This is a genomic window from Actinocrispum wychmicini (genome assembly GCF_004345645.1).
Taxonomy (GTDB): Bacteria; Actinomycetota; Actinomycetes; order Mycobacteriales; family Pseudonocardiaceae; genus Kibdelosporangium; species Kibdelosporangium wychmicini.
In genome coordinates, this window is record NZ_SLWS01000002.1 from 450,625 (window position 1) to 474,918 (window position 24,294).

21 protein-coding genes are annotated in these 24,294 nt (G+C 68.6%); 11 read left to right on the forward strand and 10 right to left on the reverse strand.

Features of this window, described 5'->3' with window-relative positions:
- The first annotated feature begins 101 nt into the window (after positions 1-101).
- From EV192_RS10590 to EV192_RS10600, 3 genes are all read left to right on the forward strand, one after another.
- Positions 102-665, forward strand: a complete 564-nt coding sequence (locus EV192_RS10590; RefSeq protein WP_132113880.1) for a TetR/AcrR family transcriptional regulator — start codon at positions 102-104, stop codon at positions 663-665.
- 106 nt (positions 666-771) lie between these two features.
- Positions 772-1,533 carry a hypothetical protein gene (locus tag EV192_RS54645; protein ID WP_207925970.1) on the forward strand — a complete coding sequence of 254 codons (762 nt, stop codon included), beginning with the start codon at positions 772-774 and terminating at the stop codon, positions 1,531-1,533.
- 21 nt (positions 1,534-1,554) lie between these two features.
- Positions 1,555-2,118: a histidine phosphatase family protein gene (locus EV192_RS10600; RefSeq protein ID WP_132113883.1), complete on the forward strand. Its 564-nt coding sequence runs from the start codon at positions 1,555-1,557 to the stop codon at positions 2,116-2,118.
- Here EV192_RS10600 and EV192_RS10605 read toward each other — a convergent pair.
- Genes EV192_RS10605 through EV192_RS10615 form a run of 3 tightly spaced genes read right to left on the reverse strand, consistent with a single transcriptional unit; the run spans position 2,115 to position 5,145 of the window.
- The gene (locus tag EV192_RS10605; RefSeq protein ID WP_132113885.1) at positions 2,115-3,446 is read right to left on the reverse strand and encodes a PEP/pyruvate-binding domain-containing protein; all 1,332 of its coding nucleotides are present in this window, start codon (positions 3,444-3,446) and stop codon (positions 2,115-2,117) included. The genes EV192_RS10600 and EV192_RS10605 overlap by 4 nt on opposite strands.
- Positions 3,443-4,072 carry a transcriptional regulator gene (locus EV192_RS10610; protein ID WP_132113887.1) on the reverse strand — a complete coding sequence of 210 codons (630 nt, stop codon included), beginning with the start codon at positions 4,070-4,072 and terminating at the stop codon, positions 3,443-3,445. Before EV192_RS10610 ends, EV192_RS10605 begins: the two co-directional genes overlap by 4 nt.
- Complete coding sequence (locus EV192_RS10615; RefSeq protein ID WP_132113889.1) at positions 4,054-5,145, reverse strand: TetR/AcrR family transcriptional regulator; 1,092 nt, start codon at positions 5,143-5,145, stop codon at positions 4,054-4,056. The genes EV192_RS10610 and EV192_RS10615 overlap by 19 nt, the downstream gene beginning before the upstream one ends.
- 81 nt (positions 5,146-5,226) lie before the next feature.
- Between EV192_RS10615 and EV192_RS10620 the strand changes: the two genes are divergently transcribed.
- A complete protein-coding gene (locus tag EV192_RS10620) occupies positions 5,227-6,177 on the forward strand; it encodes an ATP-binding cassette domain-containing protein (RefSeq protein ID WP_132113891.1) in 951 nt (316 codons plus the stop codon).
- Positions 6,177-6,974, forward strand: a complete 798-nt coding sequence (locus EV192_RS10625; protein WP_207925971.1) for an ABC transporter permease — start codon at positions 6,177-6,179, stop codon at positions 6,972-6,974. The genes EV192_RS10620 and EV192_RS10625 overlap by 1 nt, the downstream gene beginning before the upstream one ends.
- On the opposite strand, the gene EV192_RS10630 is transcribed toward EV192_RS10625, so the two are convergent.
- From EV192_RS10630 to EV192_RS10640, 3 genes are all read right to left on the reverse strand, one after another.
- On the reverse strand, positions 6,965-8,128 hold the full coding sequence (locus EV192_RS10630; RefSeq protein ID WP_132113893.1) for an MAB_1171c family putative transporter: 1,164 nt from the start codon (positions 8,126-8,128) through the stop codon (positions 6,965-6,967). The two genes, EV192_RS10625 and EV192_RS10630, sit on opposite strands and share 10 nt — an antisense overlap.
- The gene (locus EV192_RS10635) at positions 8,125-8,544 is read right to left on the reverse strand and encodes a gluzincin family metallopeptidase (RefSeq protein WP_132113895.1); all 420 of its coding nucleotides are present in this window, start codon (positions 8,542-8,544) and stop codon (positions 8,125-8,127) included. Before EV192_RS10635 ends, EV192_RS10630 begins: the two co-directional genes overlap by 4 nt.
- A gap of 100 nt (positions 8,545-8,644) precedes the next feature.
- On the reverse strand, positions 8,645-9,070 hold the full coding sequence (locus EV192_RS10640; RefSeq protein WP_132113897.1) for a helix-turn-helix transcriptional regulator: 426 nt from the start codon (positions 9,068-9,070) through the stop codon (positions 8,645-8,647).
- Positions 9,071-9,323: 253 nt separating this feature from the next.
- On the opposite strand from EV192_RS10640, the gene EV192_RS10645 reads away from it, so the two are divergent.
- The 5 genes from EV192_RS10645 (at position 9,324) to EV192_RS10665 (ending at position 15,974) form a co-directional block, all read left to right on the forward strand.
- Positions 9,324-9,824, forward strand: coding sequence for a hypothetical protein (locus tag EV192_RS10645; protein ID WP_132113899.1), 501 nt, complete (start codon positions 9,324-9,326; stop codon positions 9,822-9,824).
- A complete protein-coding gene (locus tag EV192_RS10650) occupies positions 9,821-13,294 on the forward strand; it encodes a polymorphic toxin type 44 domain-containing protein (RefSeq protein WP_132113901.1) in 3,474 nt (1,157 codons plus the stop codon). The genes EV192_RS10645 and EV192_RS10650 overlap by 4 nt, the downstream gene beginning before the upstream one ends.
- Positions 13,254-15,131, forward strand: a complete 1,878-nt coding sequence (locus EV192_RS10655; RefSeq protein WP_132113903.1) for a S1 family peptidase — start codon at positions 13,254-13,256, stop codon at positions 15,129-15,131. The genes EV192_RS10650 and EV192_RS10655 overlap by 41 nt, the downstream gene beginning before the upstream one ends.
- A 92-nt stretch (positions 15,132-15,223) precedes the next feature.
- A complete protein-coding gene (locus EV192_RS10660; RefSeq protein ID WP_132113905.1) occupies positions 15,224-15,601 on the forward strand; it encodes a hypothetical protein in 378 nt (125 codons plus the stop codon).
- A 19-nt stretch (positions 15,602-15,620) separates the two neighbouring features.
- Positions 15,621-15,974: a VOC family protein gene (locus EV192_RS10665; RefSeq protein ID WP_132113907.1), complete on the forward strand. Its 354-nt coding sequence runs from the start codon at positions 15,621-15,623 to the stop codon at positions 15,972-15,974.
- On the opposite strand, the gene EV192_RS10670 is transcribed toward EV192_RS10665, so the two are convergent.
- Positions 15,949-16,605 carry an SDR family oxidoreductase gene (locus tag EV192_RS10670; protein WP_132113909.1) on the reverse strand — a complete coding sequence of 219 codons (657 nt, stop codon included), beginning with the start codon at positions 16,603-16,605 and terminating at the stop codon, positions 15,949-15,951. The two genes, EV192_RS10665 and EV192_RS10670, sit on opposite strands and share 26 nt — an antisense overlap.
- Positions 16,606-16,706: 101 nt before the next feature.
- On the opposite strand from EV192_RS10670, the gene EV192_RS10675 reads away from it, so the two are divergent.
- Positions 16,707-17,543, forward strand: coding sequence for a helix-turn-helix transcriptional regulator (locus EV192_RS10675; protein WP_132113911.1), 837 nt, complete (start codon positions 16,707-16,709; stop codon positions 17,541-17,543).
- A gap of 4 nt (positions 17,544-17,547) precedes the next feature.
- Here the strand turns inward: EV192_RS10675 and EV192_RS10680 are convergent, their stop codons facing one another.
- The 3 genes from EV192_RS10680 to EV192_RS10690 form a co-directional block, all read right to left on the reverse strand.
- On the reverse strand, positions 17,548-20,295 hold the full coding sequence (locus EV192_RS10680; protein ID WP_132113913.1) for an nSTAND1 domain-containing NTPase: 2,748 nt from the start codon (positions 20,293-20,295) through the stop codon (positions 17,548-17,550).
- A gap of 103 nt (positions 20,296-20,398) precedes the next feature.
- On the reverse strand, positions 20,399-21,808 hold the full coding sequence (locus EV192_RS10685) for a hypothetical protein (protein WP_132113915.1): 1,410 nt from the start codon (positions 21,806-21,808) through the stop codon (positions 20,399-20,401).
- 71 nt (positions 21,809-21,879) lie between these two features.
- Positions 21,880-24,195: an RCC1 domain-containing protein gene (locus tag EV192_RS10690; protein ID WP_132113918.1), complete on the reverse strand. Its 2,316-nt coding sequence runs from the start codon at positions 24,193-24,195 to the stop codon at positions 21,880-21,882.
- Positions 24,196-24,294: the final 99 nt, after the last annotated feature.

The window sequence follows — 24,294 nt, forward strand, 5'->3', positions numbered from 1 at the left end:
CGTTAGCGGATTATTATCCGCTTCGCAACAGCCTGCCGTTCGCGGCGAACACCTGCCATTTGTGCACTACATTCGATGGACGAGCCGGGGAGGAGGGGGCGATGACCACGGGGGCGGTGAGCCCGAGGCGCGCGGACACCCGACGCAACCACGAGCGCATTCTCGCGGCGGCGTTGGAGTCACTGACCACCACGGGCGAGATCTCGTTCAACACCATCGCCAAGAACGCCGAAGTGGGCGTGGGCACGGTGTACCGGCACTTCCCCAACCAGGAGGCGCTCGTCCTGGCCGTCTACCGGCGCGAGGTGCGGCACCTGCTGGACATCGTGCCGGCGCTGCTCAAGCGGAACACGCCGGAACAGGCCTTCCGGGAGTGGACCAGGCACCTGGCGCGCTACATGATCACCAAGCACGGCCTGGCCGACGCGTTGCGCACCGCGGCGACATCGCAGGCGGAACTGTTCGCGGCCTCCTACGAAGCCATCCTCGGCGCGGTCAGGACACTGCTGGACGCCAACGTGGCCGCCGGTTCGGTGCGTGCCGACCTGGATCCGTTGACAGTCACCCGCGCACTGGGCGGCATGATGCACTTCAACCCGGGCGGAAACTGGCAGACGGACACCGAAAGCCTGATCGACCTGCTCTGGAAAGGCATGCGCCCCTGAGTACGTGTCGTGTTGTAGCCGACACCCAGTGCTACGCGCATCCGCGTACCTTCAGTGACAACACTGGGCGGACGCGTAACCACCAGCAGGTCGACACGCTGTTCGGATGACCGACAACATCAGACGCTTACCGATCGTGGCCACCTTCGCCGGACTGTTCGTCGCCGCGGTCGGGTTGGTGGTCCAGTGGATCGCCAAACCCGCCGCCTTCGCCGATTTCGGCTTTCCACCCGGCCTGTTCTATGTGGTCGGTGCCGCCGTGCTCGTCTGGCTGGACCGACGGGCCAACTGGTCGCCGATGGCCGCGGTCATATTGGCGCTGTGGATCGTGATCGGCGGTCTCGCCGGCGGCATCCTGCTGCGGAACCTCGCGTCCACCAACGCGGGCACGGTGGCCGGGAACGTCGTGATGGTCGCCGGGCTGGCCGTCACCGCGGTCGCGGGAGTGTTGGCGATCGCGCACAATCGCCGCACCAGGCCGGAATCCGCGCCGCGACCGTTGGACAGGAGCAATCCGCGCAGGCTCGCGGCACTGCTCACGGTCATCGGGCTGGCCGTCGACGCGATCGGCGACGCCGCGCCGGAGGGCCTGAACTGGGACGGGCCAGGACCGGCACTGTTCGCCATCCTCGCCGTTGTGGTGGCGCTCGTGCCTGGACGGGCCATGATCGGGCTGAGCATGCTCCTCTCGTTGACCTTCGTGCTCGCCGCCGTCGCCGAACCCGACTCGGTCAACCGCCTGCTGAACCCGGCGGACGCGTTGCCGTTCGGCGGCGTGGTCGCGCAGATTCTCGGGCTGTCGCTGGCCGTCGTCGCCGGAACCGTCGCCATCGCACCGTTCCGCAGATCGAATGTTGTCAACATCTGAATTTTGTGAGTATCTTGATTTATGGCGACTCGGCACTTGTACGTGATACGGCACGGCACAGCGGACGCGTTCGGTCAGCTGACCGACATCGGGCAGCGGCAGTCGGAACTGGTCGCGGCGCGGTTGGCCGCCCTGCCGGTCGACGCCGTGTGGCATTCGCCCCTGCCCCGGGCAACGCGTTGTGCCCAGATCGTGGGCGAGCACCTGCCGGGTGTCGCCGTACGGAAAGCGGCCGAACTGATCGACCACGTGCCGTACGTGCCGACGGAGATCCCGCCCGCGTGGGCGGGGTTCTTCGACGGGTACGACGCCGCGGAAGCCGCTGCGGGCGCGCGTGTCGCGGACGCGTTGATCGACAGGTTCGCCCGCCCAGCCGAAAGCGAGACCCACGAGGTCCTGATCACCCACGCCTACCCGGTGGCCTGGCTGGTGCGGCACGCGCTCGACGCGCCACCGGTCCGGTGGTTGGGCCTGAACTGCGGCAACACAGCGTTGACAGTGATCGAGTATCGCGACGGCCTGGCGCCGACTCTGTTGCTGTACAACGACATGGGTCACCTCCCGGCGGACCTGCGGAAGCCCTAGCGGCGCAGGACGGCGTGGGCAGCGGTGAGGCGTTGGGCTTCGTCGCGTTCGGAGTGGTCGCCGGACACGTTGTCAGCCCATTCGAGCAGCCGGCGCAGTTTGGTGTCGGCTGCGGTCGTGACGACACGAGGCCTGCCGAGGGCGACTTCACCACTGGTTCCGTCGATGGTGACGAGCGTGCCTTCGCTGATGGCACGTCCACCAACACTGATCGAGGCGTCGGCGACGGTGAGATCAGTTATCCCCACCACAGCAGGCTTTCCCATCGCCCGGGCGACGACCGCGGCGTGGCTGGCCGGCCCGCCGCGGGCGGTGACGATTCCGTTGGCAGCGGCCAGGCCACGCATGTCGAGCGGGGACGTCTCCGGACGTACCAAGATGACCGGGCCGTCGGTGGTCATCCGCACGGCCCTGTCGGCCGTGGTCGCCACCCTGCCGACCGCGACACCGGGGCAGGCGCCCAGTCCTCGGGCTAGGATGTCGGCGCTCCCGGCTATGCGGGGTGTGCGGACGTGCTGGAGATGCTGCGGCGACACCCTGAGCAGCGCTTCGTCACGTCCGATCACGCCCTCGTCGGCGAGGTCGGTCGCGACGCGGACAGCGGCAGCACCGACGAACCGGCCCGGCCGGACCTGCAACATCCACAACTCGCCGGCCTCAAAGGTGAACTCCACGTAGCACGCGTCGCGGTAGTGCCCCTCGACCCGGCTCAACGCGTCGACGAGACCGGCCCACACGGTCGGTTCCCGGTCGGCGAGTTCGAGCAGGGGCCGGGTCAGCGTGTTGCCGGAGACCACGTCCTCACCTTGATGTCCAAAAAGGACGTCGCCGAACGGGACCGGGTCACCGGTATTGGGGTCGCGGCTGAACGCGACCCCGGTGCCGCTGTGGTCGTCGCGGTTTCCGTACACCATCGTTTGCACGATCGCGGCTGTGCCGAGGGTGTGCGGGATGTCATGCAGTTCGCGGTAGGTACGCGCGCGTGGCGTGTCCCAAGACGAGAACACGGCCATCACCGCCGACGCCAAGCCGGCTGCGGGGTCGAGGTTGAGGATCGTGTTCATCATGCCAGGCATCGACACGCTCGCCCCTGAGCGAACAGACACCTCCAACGATCCGAGCTCCGTACTGGCTGACGCGAGTTCGTCGTCAAGTCCGTCGGGAAGACGCCCGTCACGCAGGAAAGCGCGACAGGCGTCCGTGGTGACGACGAACCCAGTGGGCACCGGCAGCCCGAGGCGTTGCAGCACCACGAGTCCGTGTGCCTTGCTGCCCAGCAGCTCCGCGGTCTCGTCGAGCTGAGCGGACAGCGGGCGAATCCACTTCATCGCGGAATCCCCAGTGTGGCAAGCAGATCTTCGTGCATCTCGGCCCACACGGTGTGGTACGACGCGGTGCCGTCGGCCACGTACTCCAACTCGCCGGAGATGGCGCGATCGAGGGCTTCGCTGAGACGGACCCGGTAACGGCCGAATCGAGGCAGCGCCGCGGACAGTTCGGCGCCAACGACGGCGGCACGCTGGTCGAACTCGGCGAACCGGTTGAGGACGAGGGCGTCGTAGGACCGATCGCGGTGGTCGTTGACGGTCATGACGCCGTCGACGGTCCGGAGTTGCCATGCCGTGCAGAGGTCCAGCAGTTCCGGGTTGAGCACGAGAAAGCTGTCGAACGCAGCTTTCACGGCGGTACGGGCGTTCGCCGACTCCAGCTCGTCGGTGATCCGCTGGGCGTCCACGACCCGGCCGGCGTCCGTCAGACTCCACCCGCCGAACGGGCCAGGCAGGTGGTTGACGAGACCGGCGACCGCGAGATCGATCAGCTCGGACTCCACATCGGATTCGGTGAGAACGGTGGCCGCGGCCAGGCGGGCGAGACCGGCGGTGCCGCCGCAGCGCAAGGCGTGGAGTACCACCAGGTTGGCGTCGGTCGCGCGGATCACCTCTTGCCTCGCCATGCGTTCGAAGTGTCGGCGGTGGACGCCGCATAGGCGGCGCCTCGCCCGTGGGCTCGGGCGACGATCACGCCGTCCTGAACGCGCACAGCGGCCTCGGTCTCGTCATCGAAGTCCGTCAGGCCGATCGCCGACACGGTCCGGGCGTCATCGTCGAAAACCAGTCGAACGCGTTGCCAGACCTCGGGTTCGAACACGCGCCGCAGGCAGCTGGTGAGGTCGACGACTCTGAGCCGGACGAGGCGACCTGTCTCGGCGGGATCGTTCGTGACGATCACCACCGTCACCTGTTCGCCGGGCCGAGCGGACCGGACGGCTTCCTCAGCGGCGGCAACGCGACCGGCCCCCAGTACCGTGACCAGACCGTCGGCGCCGAAGTCGACCTCATCCCCGCCGATCTCATCCGCAAGTCCCGTGGGCGGATCCCATGTGTCCTCGCAGGGTTGCGCGGGGGTGATGTACGGCAGATACGCCGGCGCCCACGTGTCAGCGAGGTCGATCCCGGCCAGGTGTTCACACGCGCGCGCCAGGTCGAACGGGTCGCCGAAGCCTGGCGCGGCCTCGGCCAGATGGCTCGAACCGTCCAGCATGGTCAGCACCAGCTCAGCCAGTCGTACGCGCCGCACCGCACGAGCCGGTTCGCACGACTCCAGCGCGATGGCGAGCAACAACGCCTCCAGCCGGGCAATCTCCGCCAGCACAGCTCGTCCATGCTCGTCATCAAGCACGCCGACCAGCGAGCGCAGTTGCAGGCGCCCTCCGGAAGCCGTGTCGTCGGCCATGGGCAGGCGTTCCAGCCAGGCCCGGGCGAACACGCCCAGCGCGTCGTCCAGCGACACCGGCGGCGTCGGCTCATCGACGGTGATGTTCTCGACCATGTCGATCAGCACCGCCAGATACAGCGCGCGCTTGCTCGGGAAGTTCGAGTACACCGCCCCGCGGGTCAGCTCGGCCCGGTCGGCGATTCGATCGACCTTGGCCAACGTGTAGCCGTACTCGGTGAACTCGTCCTTCGCCGCGGCCAGCACGGACCTGCGGGTGCGTTCCTGCTGCTGCACCCGAGTCAGTCGAACCATCCCCTGCTCCTTCCCTCGACGTTCGGCATTAGGATACTCTCAAAATCCAGATGTTGTGAACATCCGAATGAGAGGTGACCCGTGCACGGGTTCGAGACCGAGGGACTGGCCAGAAAGTTCGGCAAGGTCACCGCGCTCGACGGAGTCAGCCTGGCCGTCCCGCGCGGGCAGGTGCTCGGCCTGCTGGGGCCCAACGGGGCCGGCAAAACCACCTTGATCCGCATCCTGGCGACGCTGCTGCGCCCCGACCGCGGCCGGGCCTCCGTCGCCGGCTTCGACGTGGCCCGCCAGCCGGCACAGGTGCGGCGGCGGATCGCCCTGTCCGGCCAGCACACCAGCGTGGACGAGGAGCTGACCGGGCTGGCGAACCTGGTCATGATCGGCCAGTTGCTCGACCTGCCCCGACGGCAGGCCAGCCAGCGCGCCGCCGACCTGCTGGCCCAGTTCGGGCTGCAGGACGCGGCGACCCGACCGGTGGCCGGCTACTCCGGTGGCATGCGCCGACGCCTCGACCTGGCCGCGAGCATGGTCGGCCACCCCGAAGTGGTCTTCCTCGACGAGCCTTCGGTGGGACTGGATCCCGGCAAACGCGACGAGCTGTGGCAGATGATCCGCGGCCTCAGCGCCGACGGCGTCACCGTCCTGCTGACCACCCAGTACCTCGAAGAGGCCGACGCGCTCGCCGACGCCGTCGCCGTCATCGACCACGGCCAAGTCATCGCCGCCGGTACTCCCGCGGACCTGAAACGCCAGGTCGGCGGGCACACCATCACCGTACGCCTGAACAACCCCGCCGACACCGACGCGGCCGCCGCCATCCTGGCCGATGTCGCCGACCGCACCCCGGAACGCGCCACGCGCCACGAACTCGTCGTGCCCGTGCACGGTGACGAGGACTTCTTCGAGATCACCGCACGGCTGCGCGAACACCGGATCGGCGTCTCCGAACTGTCCCTGCGTCTGCCAAGCCTGGACGAGGTCTTCCTCGCCCTGACCGGAGCACCCACCACCGAACCGACAAAGGCCGCCTGATGACCGCCGTTCCGATGACCACCACCGCCACCCGACCACTCGGCTGGCTGCGGCACAGCCTCGTACTGGCCCGCCGCAGCCTCGCCAAAACCACCCGCAACCCCGGCCCGATCATCAACGGGGTCGTGACACCCGCCCTGTTCATGGTGCTTTTCCTGTACCTGTTCGGCGGGTCGGTGGCCGGCTCCACCACCGGCTACCTGCAGTACCTCTTCCCCGGCATCCTGGTCATGGGCGCCGGCCTCGCCGGGATGGTCTCGACCGGCACGAACATCAACATCGACCTCAAGAACGGCGTCACCGACCGGTTCCGCAGCCTGCCCATCAGCCGCCTCGCACCCCTGCTCGGCTCGGTGCTCGCCGACATCGTCCGCTACCTGATCGCCGTCGCGGTCCTCTTCGGCCTCGGCGCCCTCCTCGGCTTCGACGGCGCCGGCAGCTTCGCCGCCACCCTCGCCGCGGCCGGCCTGGCCATCGGGTTCGGCTTCTGCCTCAGCTGGGTCACCGTGTTCGTCGGCGTCCTGGTCAAGAACGCCAACACCGTCCTCGCGATCAGCTTCATCAGCTTCCTGCCCCTGCAACTCGGCACCAGCCTCGCCGCCCCGGTCGCGACCCTCCCGGGCTGGCTCCGAAACTGGGCCGAGATCAACCCGATCACCCACGTCATGGACGCCTGCCGCGCCCTACTCACCGACACCCCGGTCGGCGACACCGTCACCACCACGCTCATCTGGTGCGCCGCCCTCTTCGTCGTCTTCTGCCCCCTGGCCGTCCGCGCCTACAGCCGTCAACAATGACCGACCGTCGCATGGGTGGCGATGCCGCAGATCGTCGTGTCCCGCATGAGATTCGACAAGGTCAGCAATGCGGCGATCTCGTCGTCGAGCCCGGTCGCCGTCGTCCAATGGAGCGCACAGGGGCTGGTCGCCGGAGCGCGATCCTTGATACCCAAGGCGATGCGCAGTGTGCAGGCGTCGAGGGCGAGTTCGTGGTCGAAGCCGTGCCGTGACAGTTCGGCCTCGGCGGTGTCGCGGATGGCTCTCGGAACCTTGTGGATCAGTTCGAGTTGGGCGTCGCGGATCTCCACGGCTCTTCGGTACAACAGCAACTCCATGGTCCTGAAGGCGAGAACGGACAGTGGGTGCGGTGGCGGGGAGAGAACCGTGCCTGGTACGGCGTTGGTGAGGGTGGTCCAGAGGTCACGGAGGCGGTGGTAGGCCACGTGCCTGCGGATGAGAGCACCGAGGCGACCAGTCAGCGGAACGAGCGCGCTGAGTGCGCCGAGCAGGAGAAATACCTGCTCGGTCAGGCTGAACACCATGTGGTAGACCGGGTCGGCTATCGGATCGGCACCGAACCCTTGTCGCAGCGTGGCCCAGACGCGGTTGACGACATAGGGGATCGCGACCGCGACTGCCAGCCACAACAGCAACAAAGCTGTGCGCAACGGGCCGCGCGATGCCGATCGCCAATGCCGCACCAGAAACGACAGCGCAAGGCACAGTCCGACGCCAAGAGAGACGTGGAAGAGCAACATGTAGGCGACGACCCGGATGTCTCCGCCTTGCCAGACACCGAAGTCCGGCCGATCGAACCGCCGCGGGACGGCGATGAACAACGCGACCATGCACACCGCGACCACGGCAGCCACAGCCTTGCTGTGGCGTAGCGGTGTGCGCCGGGGGCGGCTGGCGCCGGTCACCGCCGACGTGAACTGGACCGCCGTGATGATCACAAGTAACCCGACCAGGTGGCTGAGCAGGATCGACAGGTCGGGTACGCCGATGCCGGCGTCCGTTGTTCGACGGACTGCCGGGTGCATCAGCGTCGCGGACGCGGCGACGAACATCAGGAGCATGGTGATCAACCGCTGCTGCCGACTCTGCCACAGCGCGGGCAGCCGCCAGAGCACGACCAGCCACAGCAAGGACAACACCACAGTCAGGGTCACTGGGTGCCTCGCCTCGGCAGGCCGAATGCGATGGTGAGCTTGCCGAGCGCCCCGTAGGGCAGTGCCGTGCCCGGCGACCAGCCCGCTTCCTCGAGGATGAGCGCCGCGACCATCTCGGCTTCCTGTTCCTGCGGCGTCGAGTAACGCGATCTCAGCAGGACCTGTCGTACCTTCTCCGGATCGAGATGACTGAACAACGCGGTGAGATCGGCAGAACCGTCATGGAGCGAGTGATCGCACAGCAGGTGCCCGATCTCGTGCAGGATGATGTTCTGTTGATGCAGTGCGCTGGCGCCCTTCGCGTAGAACACGTAGTCGGTGTCAGGCAACGCGATCCACATTCCGCATGGCAGATCAGGCGCCGCGGCCAGCGGCAACGGCCGCAAACGCAGCTTCCGCCCGCGACTGCGCGACACCCGCGTGCACAGTTCGTGGACGGAGAACGGGCGTGGCACCTCGAAGCCCGACAGCCTTGCTCTACAGGTACGACGCAGTTGTCGCCACCGCGGACTGCCGTTACTCATCGTCTTGCGCCGAGGGCAGCCCTTCGATGGCCCTGGTGTGCTCGATCACCCCCATGATCGCCTTGAGCCCGGCCGGAGACAGGTCCGCGGTGCGCAACGCGACCATCCGGACCGATTGGTCCCGCAACGCGACCATGAGTTCCAGTTCCGCGTCGACATCCGACACGTCCTCCTCCAGGAAGTACGACGGCCGCACCCCGAAGAACCTGGCCAGCGCCTCAAGGTGCCGCTTGGTCGGATTGTCCCGCAAACCCTTGCGCAACTGCCAGACGTACGTGTGGGAGATGGTCACCCCCTCCGCACGGATCGCCGCCGCCACCTCGTCGTAGCTGTACTCCCTGCGGCCGGTCGGGTGCACCGTGCGGAACAGCCGGTCAAGCCGGTCGGCCAGGGTCGCGGGTTCGGGTAGCTCGGGCACGCTTTCATCCTAGTTGACACAGAACCTCTCCGCGTCAGCTGTTGACAGCGCGAGCCCCGATGGTAGTCTCCGAACGTAAACTGAAGTTTACATGATCAGAATTGTCATAAACTGAAGTTCGGGGTAGAACGCGCGACGACGCGTGCGGTAACCGGGGGTCGGGGGATCCTTTGATGGGACGACTGCGCACTGCCTGGCGCGTTCTTCGTGAAGGTCGACACTGCGAGAATCCACATAGGAGACATGATCGTTCATGCGCAGAGGCCCGCGAGTTTTCGTACTCAGCATAGGTTGTCTCTGGCTCGCCGCCGGTGGCGCACTGGCCGCCGCCGACCAGCCCAGAGCCCAGAAAGTCGATCCCGCCCAGACAACCCTCGTCGAGGACTTCGCCTACCCGGGGGCCGGCGAAATCCTCGCCCGCCGGGGGATCACGCTCGTCAAAGGTGATGGCCACCTCCTACTGGTTGCCTGTGGCCAGCCCGGCTTGATCGAAGTCATGAGTACCGACGTCCCGCACGACACGGATCCTGACGCACTGCACTACTGCTTCAAGGCGTCTGTGCCCTTCGGGGATCTCACCCTCACCATCCCGAACGCCTATCAGGTCAAAGGCGACGACCACTCGGTCACGGCCACCGTGACAGTGCAGAACCAGACCAGCACGGTCCCCATCGACAAGAACACCTGGACCGGCATCGGTATCTCATCCGGCCCTGATCCGGCCACCCTCCTGCGGTTGACGGCGAAACCATGAACGCAAAACCTTTGCGCGCGGCGGTGGTTTACGCGTTGGCCGCGATCGTTGTGTTCTGCCAGTTGAGCATCGGGCCGTCGGCAACGGCAGATCCTGCCGCACCACCGGTGAGTGAGCGCGCGCAGGTGTTCGACGCGGTCCAGAACGGGGGCCGGGCGACGTCGGGTGCGGCCGCGATCGCGTTGTGCGGTTCGGATGCCGACGTGCGGGCGTTCCTGTCCACCGGGCTGGCCCGAGCGCGTGCCATCGACGATCGGATCGCGGCGCAGCGCTTGCTGACCGACGGCGGCCCGCTGGTGAAGTCAGCCGCCAACCGGGCGTTGTCCGGGTCGGCCGACGATGTGCGGACGTTCGTGGCCGGCGGCTGGCAACAGCCGTGGCACATCGACCTGCGGATCACGGTCCAGCGGATCCTGTCGGCCGCGACTGGCCCGACGGTCCGGGACAGAGCCAACCAGGCGCTCAACGGCACCGAGAACGACCTGCTGGCGTTCTTGGGCACGGGGTGGCCGCAGGCGCAGGCCGCCGACGACCGGATCGCGGTGCAGCGGATCCTCACCACCGGCGGGCCTGAGGTGCGCGCGGCCGCCAACCGGGCGTTGTCCGGGTCGATCGAGGACGTGCGGGAGTTTCTGCGCACCGGCTACCAGATCGCGGCACAGCGCGATCAGGAGACGCTGACCGTGGCGCAGTTGGCCGATCTGGCGAGCCAGGCCGAACAACGATCAGCAGTGCAGACTCAGGCCGCCAAGGAGGCGGCCGACCAAGCGGTCGCCGCCGCGGCCACCGCCAAGGACGCCGCGCAACGTGCCGCCGCGGAGACCCAGGCGGCCGGCAACTCCGCCGCGCAAGCAGCCGACGCGGCCGCTCGGGCCGCTGACGCCGCCAACCGGGCCGCTGATGCCGCGCAGACCGCGATCGACGCCGCGCAGGCTGCCAATGACGCCGCACGGGAGGCAGCGAACGCGGCCAGCCAAGCCGCGTGGGCCGCGGCCATGGCCGGCAAGGCCGCCGCCGAGGCGCAGAACGCCGCGGCTGGCGTTGCCCGTGGTGCGGTCCAGGCCGAGGAGGCCAACCGGGCCGCGCAGAACGCGCGAGATGCCGCCGCTGGGGCGCGTAACGCCTACGTGGCGCTCACCCGTGCGCTCGAAGCACTCGACGCGGCCCTCGTGGCGATCCGAAGTGCGGCGGGCGCTGCCGCCGACGCCGCCGCAGCCGCGGCTGCCTCACGCGACGCCGGCGATTGGGCACAGCGGGCCGGGGCCGACGCGGACAGGGCGAACGCGGCCGCCGCGCGGGCGCAGGCCAACGCCGACGAGGCCGTGCGGGCGGCCAACGCCGCCCAGGCGATCGCCAACGAGGCGCGCGGCTACGCCGACCAGGCCCGCCAGGCCGCTGCTGACGCCGCCGCGCACGCCGACGCCGCGGCCAAGGCGGCCGAGGACGCGGCGAAAGCGGGCTATGAGGCGGCCCAGGCCGCCCAACGCAGCCAAGCCGCCGCTGACGCCGCCACCGAGTCCGCTCGTGAGGCTGACGCTGCCTACCAGCAGGCGAGTAACACCGCTGGGACCGCTCGCAAGGCCGACGCCGAACGCCTTGCCGCGCAGTCCAGCCAGGCGTCCCGGGAAGCCCGCGACGCTCGACAGGCGGAACTGGACAAGCAAGCCGACGTGAGGTGGCAGCCCGGCCAGGGCACCGTCTTCGACGCCGGCACCCAACACCTGCTCGTCGAGGCACAAGACCCGGCCACACCCGCCGATGTCGCACGGGCCGACGGCCGCAAAGCCGCGCTACAACTGTGGCGCACCGCGGGACCGTGGGTGAAAGCCGCCGCCGGCTCGGCCCTCGTCGGAATGGACGCCGACGTCACGGCGTTCGTGTCCACGCGTCTGGTCATCGCCGTCGAGCAGGACGACCGGGCCAGCGTGGCCACCATCGCCGACACCACGGCCATCCCCCGGCAGCACGACGCCGCGGTGGCGGCGTTGGCCGGAACCTATGCCGTGGTCAAGGAGTTCCTGCGAACCCGGTGGTATCCCGGCAAGGACACCGACGACCGCGTCGCCGTGCAGCGCATCCTCACCGCCGGCGGCCCAGCCACCAAGGCCGCGGCCAACCAGGCGTTGTCCGGCACCATCGACGACGTCCGGGCGTTCCTCGCCAGCGGCCAGTACCAAGCCGCTGCCGCCGACGACCGCATCGCCGCCCAACAAGTCCTCACCACCGGCGGCCCCGAGGTGCGCGCCGCCGCCAACGCCGCCCTTGACGGGCCCGCCGGCTACGCTCGGCAATTCGTCCAAATTGGACAGTTCAAGGCCGCGCAACGTGACGCCGACACCGCCTCCCACACCGCCCAGATCGCCGCCTACCTCGCCAACGCCGCCAACTCCGCGGCACTGGCCTGGCAGAACGCGGACAAAGCCCAACAGTCCGCCGCGATCGCCCGCGGTGCCGCCGCCGAGGCCGCCAACTGGGCCGCCCAAGCCCAACAATCGGCGGACCAGGCCCGAAACTACGCCAATGAGGCCGCCAACTCCGCGGCGCAAGCCCAGCAATCAGCCGATCAGGCCCAGCAATCCGCCAACACCGCGCGGGACGCGGCCACCGCGGCCCAGCACGACGCGGCGGCGGCCGCGCAGTCAGCGGCTCGCGCTGACGCCTCGGCGGCTCAAGCCAACAGCTATGCCACCGCAGCCCAAGCAGCGGCCGACCAAGCGCGGGCCGATGCGCTGGCAGCCAACAAAAGCGCTGAGGAAGCGGAGCAGGCCGCAAAGGACGCGTTGACAACCGCCATCGCCAGGCAGCAACGAGAAGACGAACTGCGGCGCCAAGCCGGCGGCGGTGGCGCCGGTGTCGTAGGCGGCCTGGACTGCCCACCCACCTGCGTCCCGCCGGACCAGCAGGTCCCACCCAACCCCGCCTGGTCGCAAGCTCTTGGCTTCATGATGAACGAAATGGTCAACAATCCAAAAAGTGCCACAACCTCGGTCATCAGCGACCTGAACAAATGTAGCCGCTTTGCCCCAATTGGCTGCAAACTGTCCGCGTATGGGATGTTCTTCACCTACGAGAAGCCGAACGGCCCATGGGACCAAAAATCCAAACTGCAGCAGATTCTGAGGGACAACGGAATTGATGACATCTATTTTCCGATCCCGGGCACGAACGAGGAGCTGAGCTATGACTTCTGGTCCAACCTGCACTACGGGTACGAAGGCATCGCGGCCGGCTTCTCCCCGGTAGAGCTCACGACGGCGACGGAGTTGACCCCGCTCCTCGGCCACATCGGCGGCAGCAAGGCCGCGGCGATCCGTGCGGGGATACGGTTGCGGCAGCTTTATCCCAACGAAAACTTTCTCAACAATCCCGACATCATCCTTCAGGTCATCAAGGACCACCGGGACATCTTCCGTCAACGGCAGTCCAACAATGAGCCTCCCTATCTCCGGCGCGTTCGTGAAAGGCATTGACGTGATATCGGACATTGTGGCAACGCGTTCGCGTCCCGCGCGGATCGCTGGACTGGCCGCGGCGGTTGTGGCCGCTGGAATGTTGGTTGCCGTGCCGAGCGCGGCGGTCAGTGGGGGCACTGCGGTGCCGGACGGGTCGTACCGGTTCGCGGTGAAGCTGAACGCCGGTGAGGACGCCGGGTGCAGCGGCGCGTTGGTCGACCCGCAATGGGTGATCACCGCGGCCAGTTGCTTCGCCGGCAACGCCGGGCACAACGGTGCCCCCGCGGTGGCCACCACGGCCACCGTCGGCCGGACCCGACTGGACCACACCGACGGGCACATCGTGTCTGTTGTGGACCTTCTGTTCCGCGCGGACCGCAATGTGGTTTTGGCGAGACTGGCCACGCCGGTCACCGACGTACCACCGGTGGCGATCTCGACGGCGGCCCCGACTGTGGGGGAGGCGCTGACGGTCGCTGGTTATGGCCGTACCGCTACCGAATGGGTGCCCAACCAACTGCACAGCGCGGCCGTGTCGGTCCAGGCCACCGCCGATACCACGGTGGCGGTCGCGGCGCCGGGCACGGCGACCACATGCAAGGGCGACGCCGGCGGGCCCACGATCCGGGACCGCAACGGCACAGCCGAACTGGTCGCCATCCACCACACGTCCTGGCAGAACGGGTGCCTGGACTCGACCGAGACCCGGCAGGGCGCCACCGAGACCCGCCTGGACACCATCGCGGACTGGGTGTCCCAGCAGGTGCGCGGCGACGCCTACACCCCGCTGGCCAACCAGCGGCGGCTGCTGGACACCCGCACCGCGACCGGCGGTCACCAGAAGGCGTTGAGCGCGGGCGAGATCGTGGCCGTGCCGATCCCGGACCTGCCCGCCGAGGCCAGTGCGGTGGTGGTGAACCTGGCCGGTGTCGGCGCCACGGTGCCGACGTTCCTCACCGCGTTCGGCGACACCGCTCCCCCGACCTCCAATCTCAACCTCCTCTCCGGTCGGGCGGCAGCCGTCATGGCCACCGTTCCGGTCGCCGCCGACCGGGTCATCCGGGTCCGCAACAACCACGGCGACGTCGACGTGATCATGGATCTGCTGGGCTACTACAGCGCGTCCGGCAACTCCACCTACGTTCCCCGCGACACGCCCCAACTGGCGTTGGACACCCGAACGGGTCTGGGCGGTCACCTCGGGCCATTGCAGGGCGGGGAAACGGCGATCCTGCCGGTCCGTGGGGTCAACGGGATACCGGCCAACGCCACGGCGGTCGCGGTGAACGTCACCGCGACGCAACCCACCGGCTTCACCCACGTGGACGTGTTCGCCAAGGACCACACCGAGGCGTCCACTCTGAACGTGGTGCCCGGGGAGGATCGGGCCAACCAGGCGGTGGTGGCCGTCGGGGACGACGGCGCGGTTCGGATCTTCAACCATGTCGGGCAGACCCACCTGATCGTCGCCGTGCTCGGCTGGTTCGTGCCCGGGGACGCCGGCAGCCGGTACACGGCGCTGCGGACCGGCGTCAGAATGACCGACACCCGGGACAGGCACAGTCCGCTCACCCCGGGCGCGGTCATGACCGTGCCGAACTTCTTCATCCCACGCCGGGCGGTCGCCGCGGAGCTGAACATCACCGCGATCACCCCGACCGCCAACACCTACCTGACCGTGTGGGCACCCGGCGGAACCGTCCCCGCTGACGCACCCGCACTCAACGCGACCGCGAACGACATCACCGACAACTCCGCCACCACCCGGGTGGCGCCGCTCGGCCAGGTCAACATCCAGAACCACGTCGGCACCGTCGACGTGGTCGTCGACCTGCAGGGCTACTACGCCCGGTGATCGACGCCCCACCCGTCGCGACAAACATGATCTGGTTCGAACGCCCCGACAGGTCGACAATGAGGCGGACAGTTCCGGGATGGAGGATCGCCATGATCGGATGGGTGTTGCGGATCGTTGTCGCGGCCGCGCTGCTGGGGTCGGCCGGGGTGCACTACTTCCTGTGGACACAGGGGTATTCGGGCATTGTCAGCGCGTTGTTCCTGCTGAACGCGATCGGTGGGGTGGTGCTCGCGATCGCGGTGCTGCTGTGGCGGCACTGGTTGCCGCCGTTGGGCGCGATCGGGTTCGGGGTGTTGACCCTCGGCTCGTACGTTCTCGCTGCGACAATCGGTTTCCTCGGGCAACATGACCAGTTCAACAGCCAGCCCGAGTACTGGGGGGTGATCACCGACGCGGTGTGCGTCCTTGGTGGTGTCGCCCTGCTGCTCATCCCGAACCGGAACAGCACACTGTCCAATGTCAACTGATCGACGGCAGGAGAACCGCATGCGTGTCACCCGGGTCACGGCCAACCTTCGGGTGGCCGACGTCGATGCGGCCAAGGGCTTCTACACCGACTATCTCGGGTTGAGCACCGAGGAGTTCAACATGGGGTGGGTGGCGCGCTACACGTCGCCTGACACCGGGGCCAACGTCCAGCTCGTCACGCAGGACGCGACCGCGCCCGAATCGCCGGTCATCTCCGTGCACACCGACGACGTGGACGGCGCGTACGAGGAAGCCCAGCGACTCGGTCTGGAGATCGTGCAGCCGATCGCGACCGAGGAGTGGGGGGTGCGTCGGTTCTTGGTGCGGGCACCGGACGGCAACGTGATCAATATCGTGCGCCATCGGGAGTGACCACCGGCGGGCGCAGCTGGCGGGTGCGTTCGTCGGCCAGTACCTCCTCGTGGCCCGCCGCCACCGCGTCCAGCACCAGCCCGGCGACGTACTCGGGCCGGTGCTTGGGCACGTCGAAGCCCTCGGCCAGGCCGGTGTCGATGAAGCCGGAGTGCACGCCCACCACGAGCGTGCCCTGGTCGGCCAGTTCCATCCGGACCGAGTTGGTCATCGACCACGCGGCCGCCTTGGTGGCGCTGGCCGACCCGAGGCCGGGGGCGCTGAAGAACGAGATGATGGACAGCACGTTCACCAGCGCGCCGCCGCCGTTCGCGGCCAGGATCGGCGCGAACGCCCGGCACATGGCCAACGGGCCGAAGTAGTTCGTCTCCATCTCCAGCCGGGCCACATCCATGGTCGGCGCGGACAACATCGGGGTCAGGCTCGCGATCCCGGCGTTGTTGATCAGCAGGGTCACGTCCTGGTACGTCTCGGCCGCGCGCGCCACATCGGCGGGGTTCGTGATGTCGAGCCCGGTGGCGCGGCTGGTGGCGTACACGCGTGCGCCTCGTTCGGCCAACATGGTGGCGAACGCCTTGCCGAGACCTCGGTTCGCGCCCGTGACCAGCGCGACAGCACCTTCGATTCGCATGCCCCGAGCCTGACCCATCGAACTCGCCGGGACAGAGAGCCCCTTGACACCGGTACTGACAGCACCCGGCACGACCGGCCCGCGACCGGCAGACTGGTGGTATGCCGTCCGTCCGCCGCCAGGAGCTCGCCGCGTTCCTGCGCACCCGCCGGGCCCGGCTGACCCCGGCCGACCTGGGCCTCCCGGCCGGCGCCGGCCGCCGCACGCCCGGCCTGCGCCGCGAGGAGGTCGCGCTGCTGTCCGGTGTCGGCCTGACCTGGTACACGTGGCTTGAGCAGGGCCGGCCGATCAACGCGAGCGTGCAGATCCTGGACGCCGTCGCCCGCACTCTCCGGCTCGACCACGCCGAACGCGCCCATCTGTACCGCCTCGCCGAGGTCCCGTCGCTGCCCGAACCGGCCCAGGACGTGCCCGAGGTGCAGGAGATCCTCGACAACCTGGCACTCCCGGCGTGCGTGCTCAACGCCCGCTACGACGTCCTCGCCTGGAACGCCCCGTACGCCGTGTTGTGGGCACGTACCCTCTCGGCGCCGTTGGCGGAACGGAACATTCTGTGGCAGTCGTTCATGATTCCGCCGTGTTGCACCCCGTTCGCCCAGGACCGCGAGCTTGAACTGCGGGACATGGTGTCGACGTTCCGTGCCGGGTACGGCCGGCGGACGGGTGATCCGGACTGGACCGACCTGATCGGCCGGTTGTCCTTGGCCAGCAAGGAGTTCCGGGACATGTGGGCGGCCCAGGACGTGCGGGCGCCGACCAGCCGGGTGAAGGTGTACCGGCACGCGTCCGCCGGCGACTTCGGCCTGACCGTGACCGGGTTCGACCTCGCCGACCTGCGGATGACCGTGTACACCCCGGCCGACGACGAAAGCCGCGAGCGAGTCGCCTGGCTCCTGGACCACCCGGACGCACCGCCCGCCGACCACACCCACCCGTAGGTCCTCAGTGACAGGTCGGCTGGAAGGGCAGGTCCGGCAGATACCGGTCCCACAGGTCCTTGGTGACGTGGATCCGGTCGCACAAGCTCGCCGTCACGTTGTCCACGTTGAGGTCCAGCCGTTGGATGAGGCCGTTGTCGAAGGCGGCGGCGAGGGTGCCGTCCTGGGCGAACGCGACGGCGATCACCCGTCCTGAGTAGCCGGTGATGGTGGCGACTTCCTGGCCGTTGTCCGCGTTCCACAGTCGAACCAGTCCCGCGGCTCGTTGGGGCCTGTCCTGGTACACGGTGGCCACTGTGCGGCCGTCCGGGCTGAACGCGCCGCTCGCGATGTGGCCGGCGTTCGCGGTGGCGATCTCGCGTCCGGTGTGGACGTTCCAGAACTCCACAGGCGAGGTTGGGTACAGGGATTGTTGGCCGCTGGTCAACAGCGTCCGCCCGTCCGGGCTGAACACCATGTCCGCGATGAAACTCGTGGGCACGGTGAAAGTGGGGATCTCACGGCCCGTGCCCACGTCCCGCAACGTCACCTGACAGCAGCCGACACCGGACCTGCCGACACTGGTCATCGCGAGCGTTCGTCCGTCCGGTCCGAAGGCCATCTCACCGAAGGTGTCGGAGGGGTCGGTGAACTCGGCGATCTGGTGGCCGGCGAACACATCCCACAGCGCCACCTTTCCCACCGGCTGAGAATTGACGGCCAGGGTACGGCCGTCCGCGCTCAGCGTCGCCCACACCACCGGTTCGCCGATGGTGAAGGAGTTGATGACGCTTCCAGTTGCCGTGTCCCGTACTGTGACCCGCCCACTGTCGCCAACGGCGGCCGTGACCAGGACACGTCCGTCCGCGCTGAACCTCCAGAGGTACACGTCGTCGCGGATGACCACGATCTCGCGGCCGGACGACGCCTCCCACAGCGTCATCCCGCGATTGGCGTCCACCGTGGCGAAAACGCGCCCGTCGGGGCTGAACACCGCGTCCTTGAACGGAACCACGATTCGTGGGGAATCGTTGTTGCCCAGGGCGGTCTGCAAGCTGAGCAGGATACTGCGGGCTTCGACGGTGGGCGCCTGGCGGAACGCTTCGACGGCGACCAGCGCGGCCTCCACGGGCTGCGCCATCGCCATCGTCGTCGCCTTGGTCGCCAACTGGCGTGAAATCGCTATCTGGCGCTGATCCTGCGCGGCTTGGCCTTGGCTGACAGCCGTCACAGCGCTGGTGACAGCCACGCACACCACGACGGCCAGGCAAGCGACCAGCGTCCGAAGCCGCCGGACACGACGTCGGCCAGCGCGCAGTTCGTGGTCACGGGCGGCGATGCTGGCGTCGAGGAACCTTTGTTCGTTGGGGGTGAGCACGGCCTGCCGACACCGCATCCGCGCGGTGGCGAGTCGAGTGCCGCGGTAGAGGGCGCCGGGGTCGCGGTCCAGGGATTCCCACAGCCGGGCGGCGTCCGTGAGCTGGCGGTGGACGTGCAGGGTGTCGCGGTCCTCGGTGAGCCAGTCGTGCAGCCGGGGCCAGCACCGGATGAGGGCTTCGTGGGCGATCTGGACGGAGTCCTCGGCCAACGTGATCAACCTGGCCTGTGCCATGGCGTCCAGCACGAACTGGGTGGCCGGGTCGGCGCCGTCGAGCTCGGTGCGCTGGACGCGTCGCCGGGTGTCCTCGGTGCCGTCGCCCAGGGCAGTGAGCCGCACGAAGATCTCGCGTGCCATCCGCTGCTGCTCGCCGTCCAGGCCGGTGTAGACGCGTTCGGCGGTCTGCGTCAGCGCGCCCTCCACCCCACCCGCGGCCTGATAGCCGGCGAGGGTCAACGTTGTGCCGCGCCGACGACGCCAGGTTTCTACCAGCGCGTGCGACATCAGCGGGAGCGCGCCGGGCCGGCCGATCATCTCGCTGACGATCCGGGACACCAACGCGGTTTCGACCCGCAGCCCGGCACCCACCGCCGGCAGGGTGACGGCCGCCTGCAACTCGTCCGCGTCCATCGGCCCGACCATGGCCTGCCCGTCCCGCAGCGCCTCGACCAACTCGGGGTGTTCGGTGCAGTGGCCGTAGAAGTCGGCCCGGATCCCCAACACCACTCGGGTGCGACTGCCGCCGTCCCGCCCGGCCACCACCAGCGCGGCGATGAACTGGGCTCGTTCCTCGGCGTCCGCGCAGTGGGTGAAGACCTCTTCGAACTGGTCGACGACGATCAGCAGGTCCGTTCCGGACACCTGGGCGGCCAACTCCGCCAACGGATGCGCCCCGGGAGTGAACAGCACCACGGGCCAGTTGGCCATGGCCGGGACGACCCCGGCCCGCAGCAGCGAGGACTTGCCGCTGCCCGACGGGCCGAACACGGCCACGAAGCGCCGGTCCTGGATCCGGCCCACCACCTCGGCCACCAACCGCTCCCGGCCGAAGAACCGGTTGGCGTCCTCCCGCTGGAACGACGCCAACCCCACGTATGGCGCTTCTTCTGGTGGCGCGGACCGCGCGGGAGGCTGTTCCACGGCCAGCGACCGCCACTTGGCCTCCCACTGCCGGTCGTCGCCACCGCAGGCCCGGACGTACGCCAACGTCACAGCCAGGCTCGGCAGCTTGCGACCGCCGGCCGCGTCCGCCAACGTCGCCACCGAATAGTGCGCCGACTTCGCCAACTGCCGATAGCCCGGACTGCCCGCCTTCTGCCGCAGTTCCCTGAGCTCACTGGCGAACTTCTGCAGGTCGTCCGTTGTCGGATCCAACGGTCGTTCCGGTCGCGCCACTCGCCATCTCCCCCTCCGGCCTACCCATCGAGGTTGTCCGAAGGTGGTTCGTCTGGCAAGAAAGTCGACCGAGAACTGCCCTATGGTGTGTAAAGCTGGCGGTTCACGAACCCGCCGAACCGATGTCGTAGAAGGTGTTCTTCTTTCCCCACACCGGGAACAGCACGTGGCCGGCGTACTGGTCGTCGTCGCCGATCTCCGCGCGGGTGCCCGTGATGATCTCCGCCGCGCTCTCGACCGCCGTCGCGCCCGCGCCGTCGGCGAAGGCGTAGAGGCGGTGGCCGGGGTGCATGATGTCGAACGGGCCGACAACCGCGCCGTTCTGGAGTTTCGTCGCCCACTTGTGATTGACCGAAGCCAGCCGGGTGAACACCCCGGCGATCTGCACCAGATCACCACTTGTGCCCTTGTAGCGGTCGGGGTGCGTGCCCCAGCCGAACGCGGGCGCCCAGTGCGCCAAATGCGCGCACAGCGCGATCGCCGAATCCGGCCACTGATAAGCGTATTCAGGTACGTGGGCCGCGTGTTTCTCCATCGCGGCCCACTGTGCGTCGAGCGCGTGTTGCTGGTGTTGCGGAGCGCGGCCGAGGGTCACGAAGACACCAAGGAGTTTCGTGTCGAACTGCATGAGACGCAACGCGCTGACGCCGGTCTCGATCAGGCCCGTTTCGGTGTTCACCACGCGCCAACTCTTGGCGTCACAGTCGATGCCGGCGCGCAGCAGTTCGTGCCGGGCCTCCGGATCGGCCTGGAACATGATCATCAGGACTTCGTTCATCGACCCGGACAGGGCGCTGAACCCCTTGCCCCACGTGAGGATCTGGTCGTCGTACGTGTTGATCGCGTCGACCGTGCCCTCGTGACCGAGTTCCTTGTACGCGACCTTCTTGGCCCGGGTCGCCGGGTCGGTGGCGTCGCCTTTCAGCTCGGTCGGCGTGAGCTTCTCGCCGGCGCCGCTGTCGCCGAGGACCATGCCGCTGGTGCCGGCTTTCTTGATGGCGTACTCGGGCAGCGCGTCCCGGTTCGCCTTGAGCTGATCGACCAGGGTCTTCTGCTCGCTGGTCAGCTCGGTCGTAGCGCCTCGTTTGGCGGTCGGCAGGATCGACGGCCACAGCTCGACGCCTGTGGCTGGATGGTCCGCGACGGGCGCGGCGGCCGGAGCAGGCGCGGCGGCCTGGTGGTGTTGCAGCGCGGTGAACGTTCGGCCGCCCGGATCGACCCGGCCGTCGGGAGTCGGCCACCCCATGACGTCCTTCTGGAACCGCAGGATCGCCGCGTTGAGGTCGTCGGGCATCCCCAGCAGGCGCGCCACGACCATCACGTCACCCGGCAGGTTCACGCCGCCCGCGCCGACCGAACCGCGCAACTCGGATCCCAGCAGGCCCTGCCCGACCTCGCCGATCAACCCCAGCATCCGGCCGATCGCCTGGTTGCCGGCGGCGAGGAACCCAGGTCCGGCCGGCCGGACCGGACCGGCGTCCTCGGCCGTCTCCGCCAGGACGTCCCTGAACACACCCCGCTGCTCGCCCATAACCCCAAGGGCGTGACACGGCTGTGCCACAGCCGTGCCACGCCCACTGTCCACTACGGAGTCGGGACTACCGCGTGCCCGCCTCGTTGCCCGTCGATCGCGCTGACCCCGGCCAGACCGGGCACCCGCACGGGCACCGCGGTCTTGTTGGGCGCGTTGGGATCGCCGAGGTTTCCGGTCTGGTCGTATCCCCACGCCCAGACCGTGCCGTCGTTACGTAGCGCGTACCCACCCATACCGAAACCGTCGATGGCCTTGACTCCGGTCAGGTTGCTCACCTGAACCGGGGTGTTGACCACACAGTTGGAGGTGGTGCCGGCGTCACAGTCGACGCCGTTGCCGAGGCTTCCCTGGTCGTTGTTGCCCCACGCCCACGCCGTGCCGTCGCTCCGGACCGCGAAGCCGTGCTGGTAGTCGGCGCCGACCGTGGTGACGCCGGTCAACCCGGACACCTGGACCGGAACCCCGGACTGCCCGCCGGTCGTGCCGTTGCCCAACTGGCCGAGGTTGTTCGCCCCCCACGCCCAGACGGTGCCGTCCGCACGAACGGCGTACGTCGCCGCGTCGGCCGCGAGCGCGCGGACCGACGTCAGCCCGGACACCTGGACCGGGACTTCCGAGTTGTCGACGGTGGAACCGTTGCCCAGTTTGCCCCGCTTGTTGGATCCCCACGCCCAGACCGTGCCGTCGGTGCGCAACGCGTACGCGGTGACGCCGTTCACTTCGTCGCCGCTCGCCGCGATGGCACGGACGCCGTCGAGCTTCGGGACGTGCACCGGACGGACGGCGACATTGGCTCCAGCGGGGGTGCCGAGCTGGCTGGTGAAGTTGGCTCCCCAGGCCCAGACTGTCCCGTCCGAGCGCAGCGCGAACCCGTTGAACCTGCCGTCCGCGATCGCGGTCACGCCGGTGAGGTCCAGCACCGGGACTGGGAACGAGGTTTCCCCGCCGATCCAACCGTTTCCGAGTTCACCGTCGTAGGCGTTCTGCCCCCAGGCCCACACCGTGCCGTCATTGCGCAACGCGTACCGGCCGGACACCGCGGTCACGCCGGTCAGGCCGGAGAGCAGGGTGCGGGTCTTGGTGTACGCGGTCGTGGTGCCGATGCCCAGGGCACCGAAGTTGTCGCCCCAGCCGTACGCACACCCGCTCGCACACGGGGTGGGCGGCACCACGAAGTAGCCGGCGAGATCGCCGATCACGTCCACCTGGCCCTGGCTGTTGTACAGGGAGAAGCGGCTGCCCGGGTGCTGGTACCGCAGTGCCACCACCCCGAGGTTCGGCAGCGTCTGGTTGGCCCGGAGGTTGAGGGTCGACGACCCCGGAGTGTCCCGGTCGTTCTGCCACGCGGTCACGAAGGTGGCCAGCGGCGAGTTGGTGCCGGTGAAGTTGATCACCGCGGCGACCGCCTCGTCCGGCACGACGGTCCCCGGGAAGACCCCGATGTTCTGGGTCGCGGTGATCGGCCCGCGCGGGCGCCCAGGGGCGGTTCCGGTCGCGTCCCGGGTGTCCAGGACGCGCAACGGCGCGTGTGGCACGAACAACGCGCCGTAGTCCGGCGAGTAGAAGCCGGCCAGGTCGGCGATCAGGTCCACCGAGCCCCGGTCGTTGTACAGGTCGACCGTCCGCTCGGCGCCCAACGGCACGGTCACCAGGTTGGCCACTATGTCGTTGGCCCACGGGTTCAGGTTCGACGCCAGCGGGCGGGGCGCGCCGTGCGGCCAGGCGGTGACGAACGTCAACTCGGTCACGTCGGTGGCGGTCAGGTTGAACGTGACCGCGGTCGCCGACGCCGGCACGTACCTGCTCAGGTCCAGGGAGACCGTCCCGCCCGGCCCGACCTTGACCGGCGGGTTGCCGTAGCGGGTGTCTAGCACGCGATCCGGGTTACACGGCGTGTACCGGGTGCCGGAACCGGTCGAGTAGTAGCCGGACAGATCCGCGACGAGGTCCGTGTTCCCGGCCTTGTTGTACAGGTCGACCTTGCGGTCCGGGCCGACCATGACGGTGACCAGGTTGGGCCGGATGTCGAACGGGGCCAGGTTGAGGTTCGACGCCAACGGCCTCGTCGTGCCATGCGGGTACGCCGTGACGTAGGTGTTCTCGGTGACCCCGATGCCGGTGACGTTCAGGATCACAGCGGTCGCGTCCGCCGGCACCTTGGCCGACAGATCGAGCGTGATCGCGCTGTCCGCGTGCACCGGCGCGGCCGGCGCCCCGGTGCCGTTCCGCGTGTCCAGCACCCGAACCGGGGTGACCGGCGTGAACGTCGACGCTGCTGGCGCGGCAGGCGCGGCCTGAGCCGGACCGGCCACCAGGACGAGCGAGCCCACCAAGGCCGCGCAGGTCCCCAGGACAAATCTTCGCATCTAAGACAAACCACCCATAATTGACGTCCCCCGAAAATGTAGGCCGAGCGTATCCAAAGTCGACCTTGTCCACCATCGACAACCTGGACTGTCACCCCA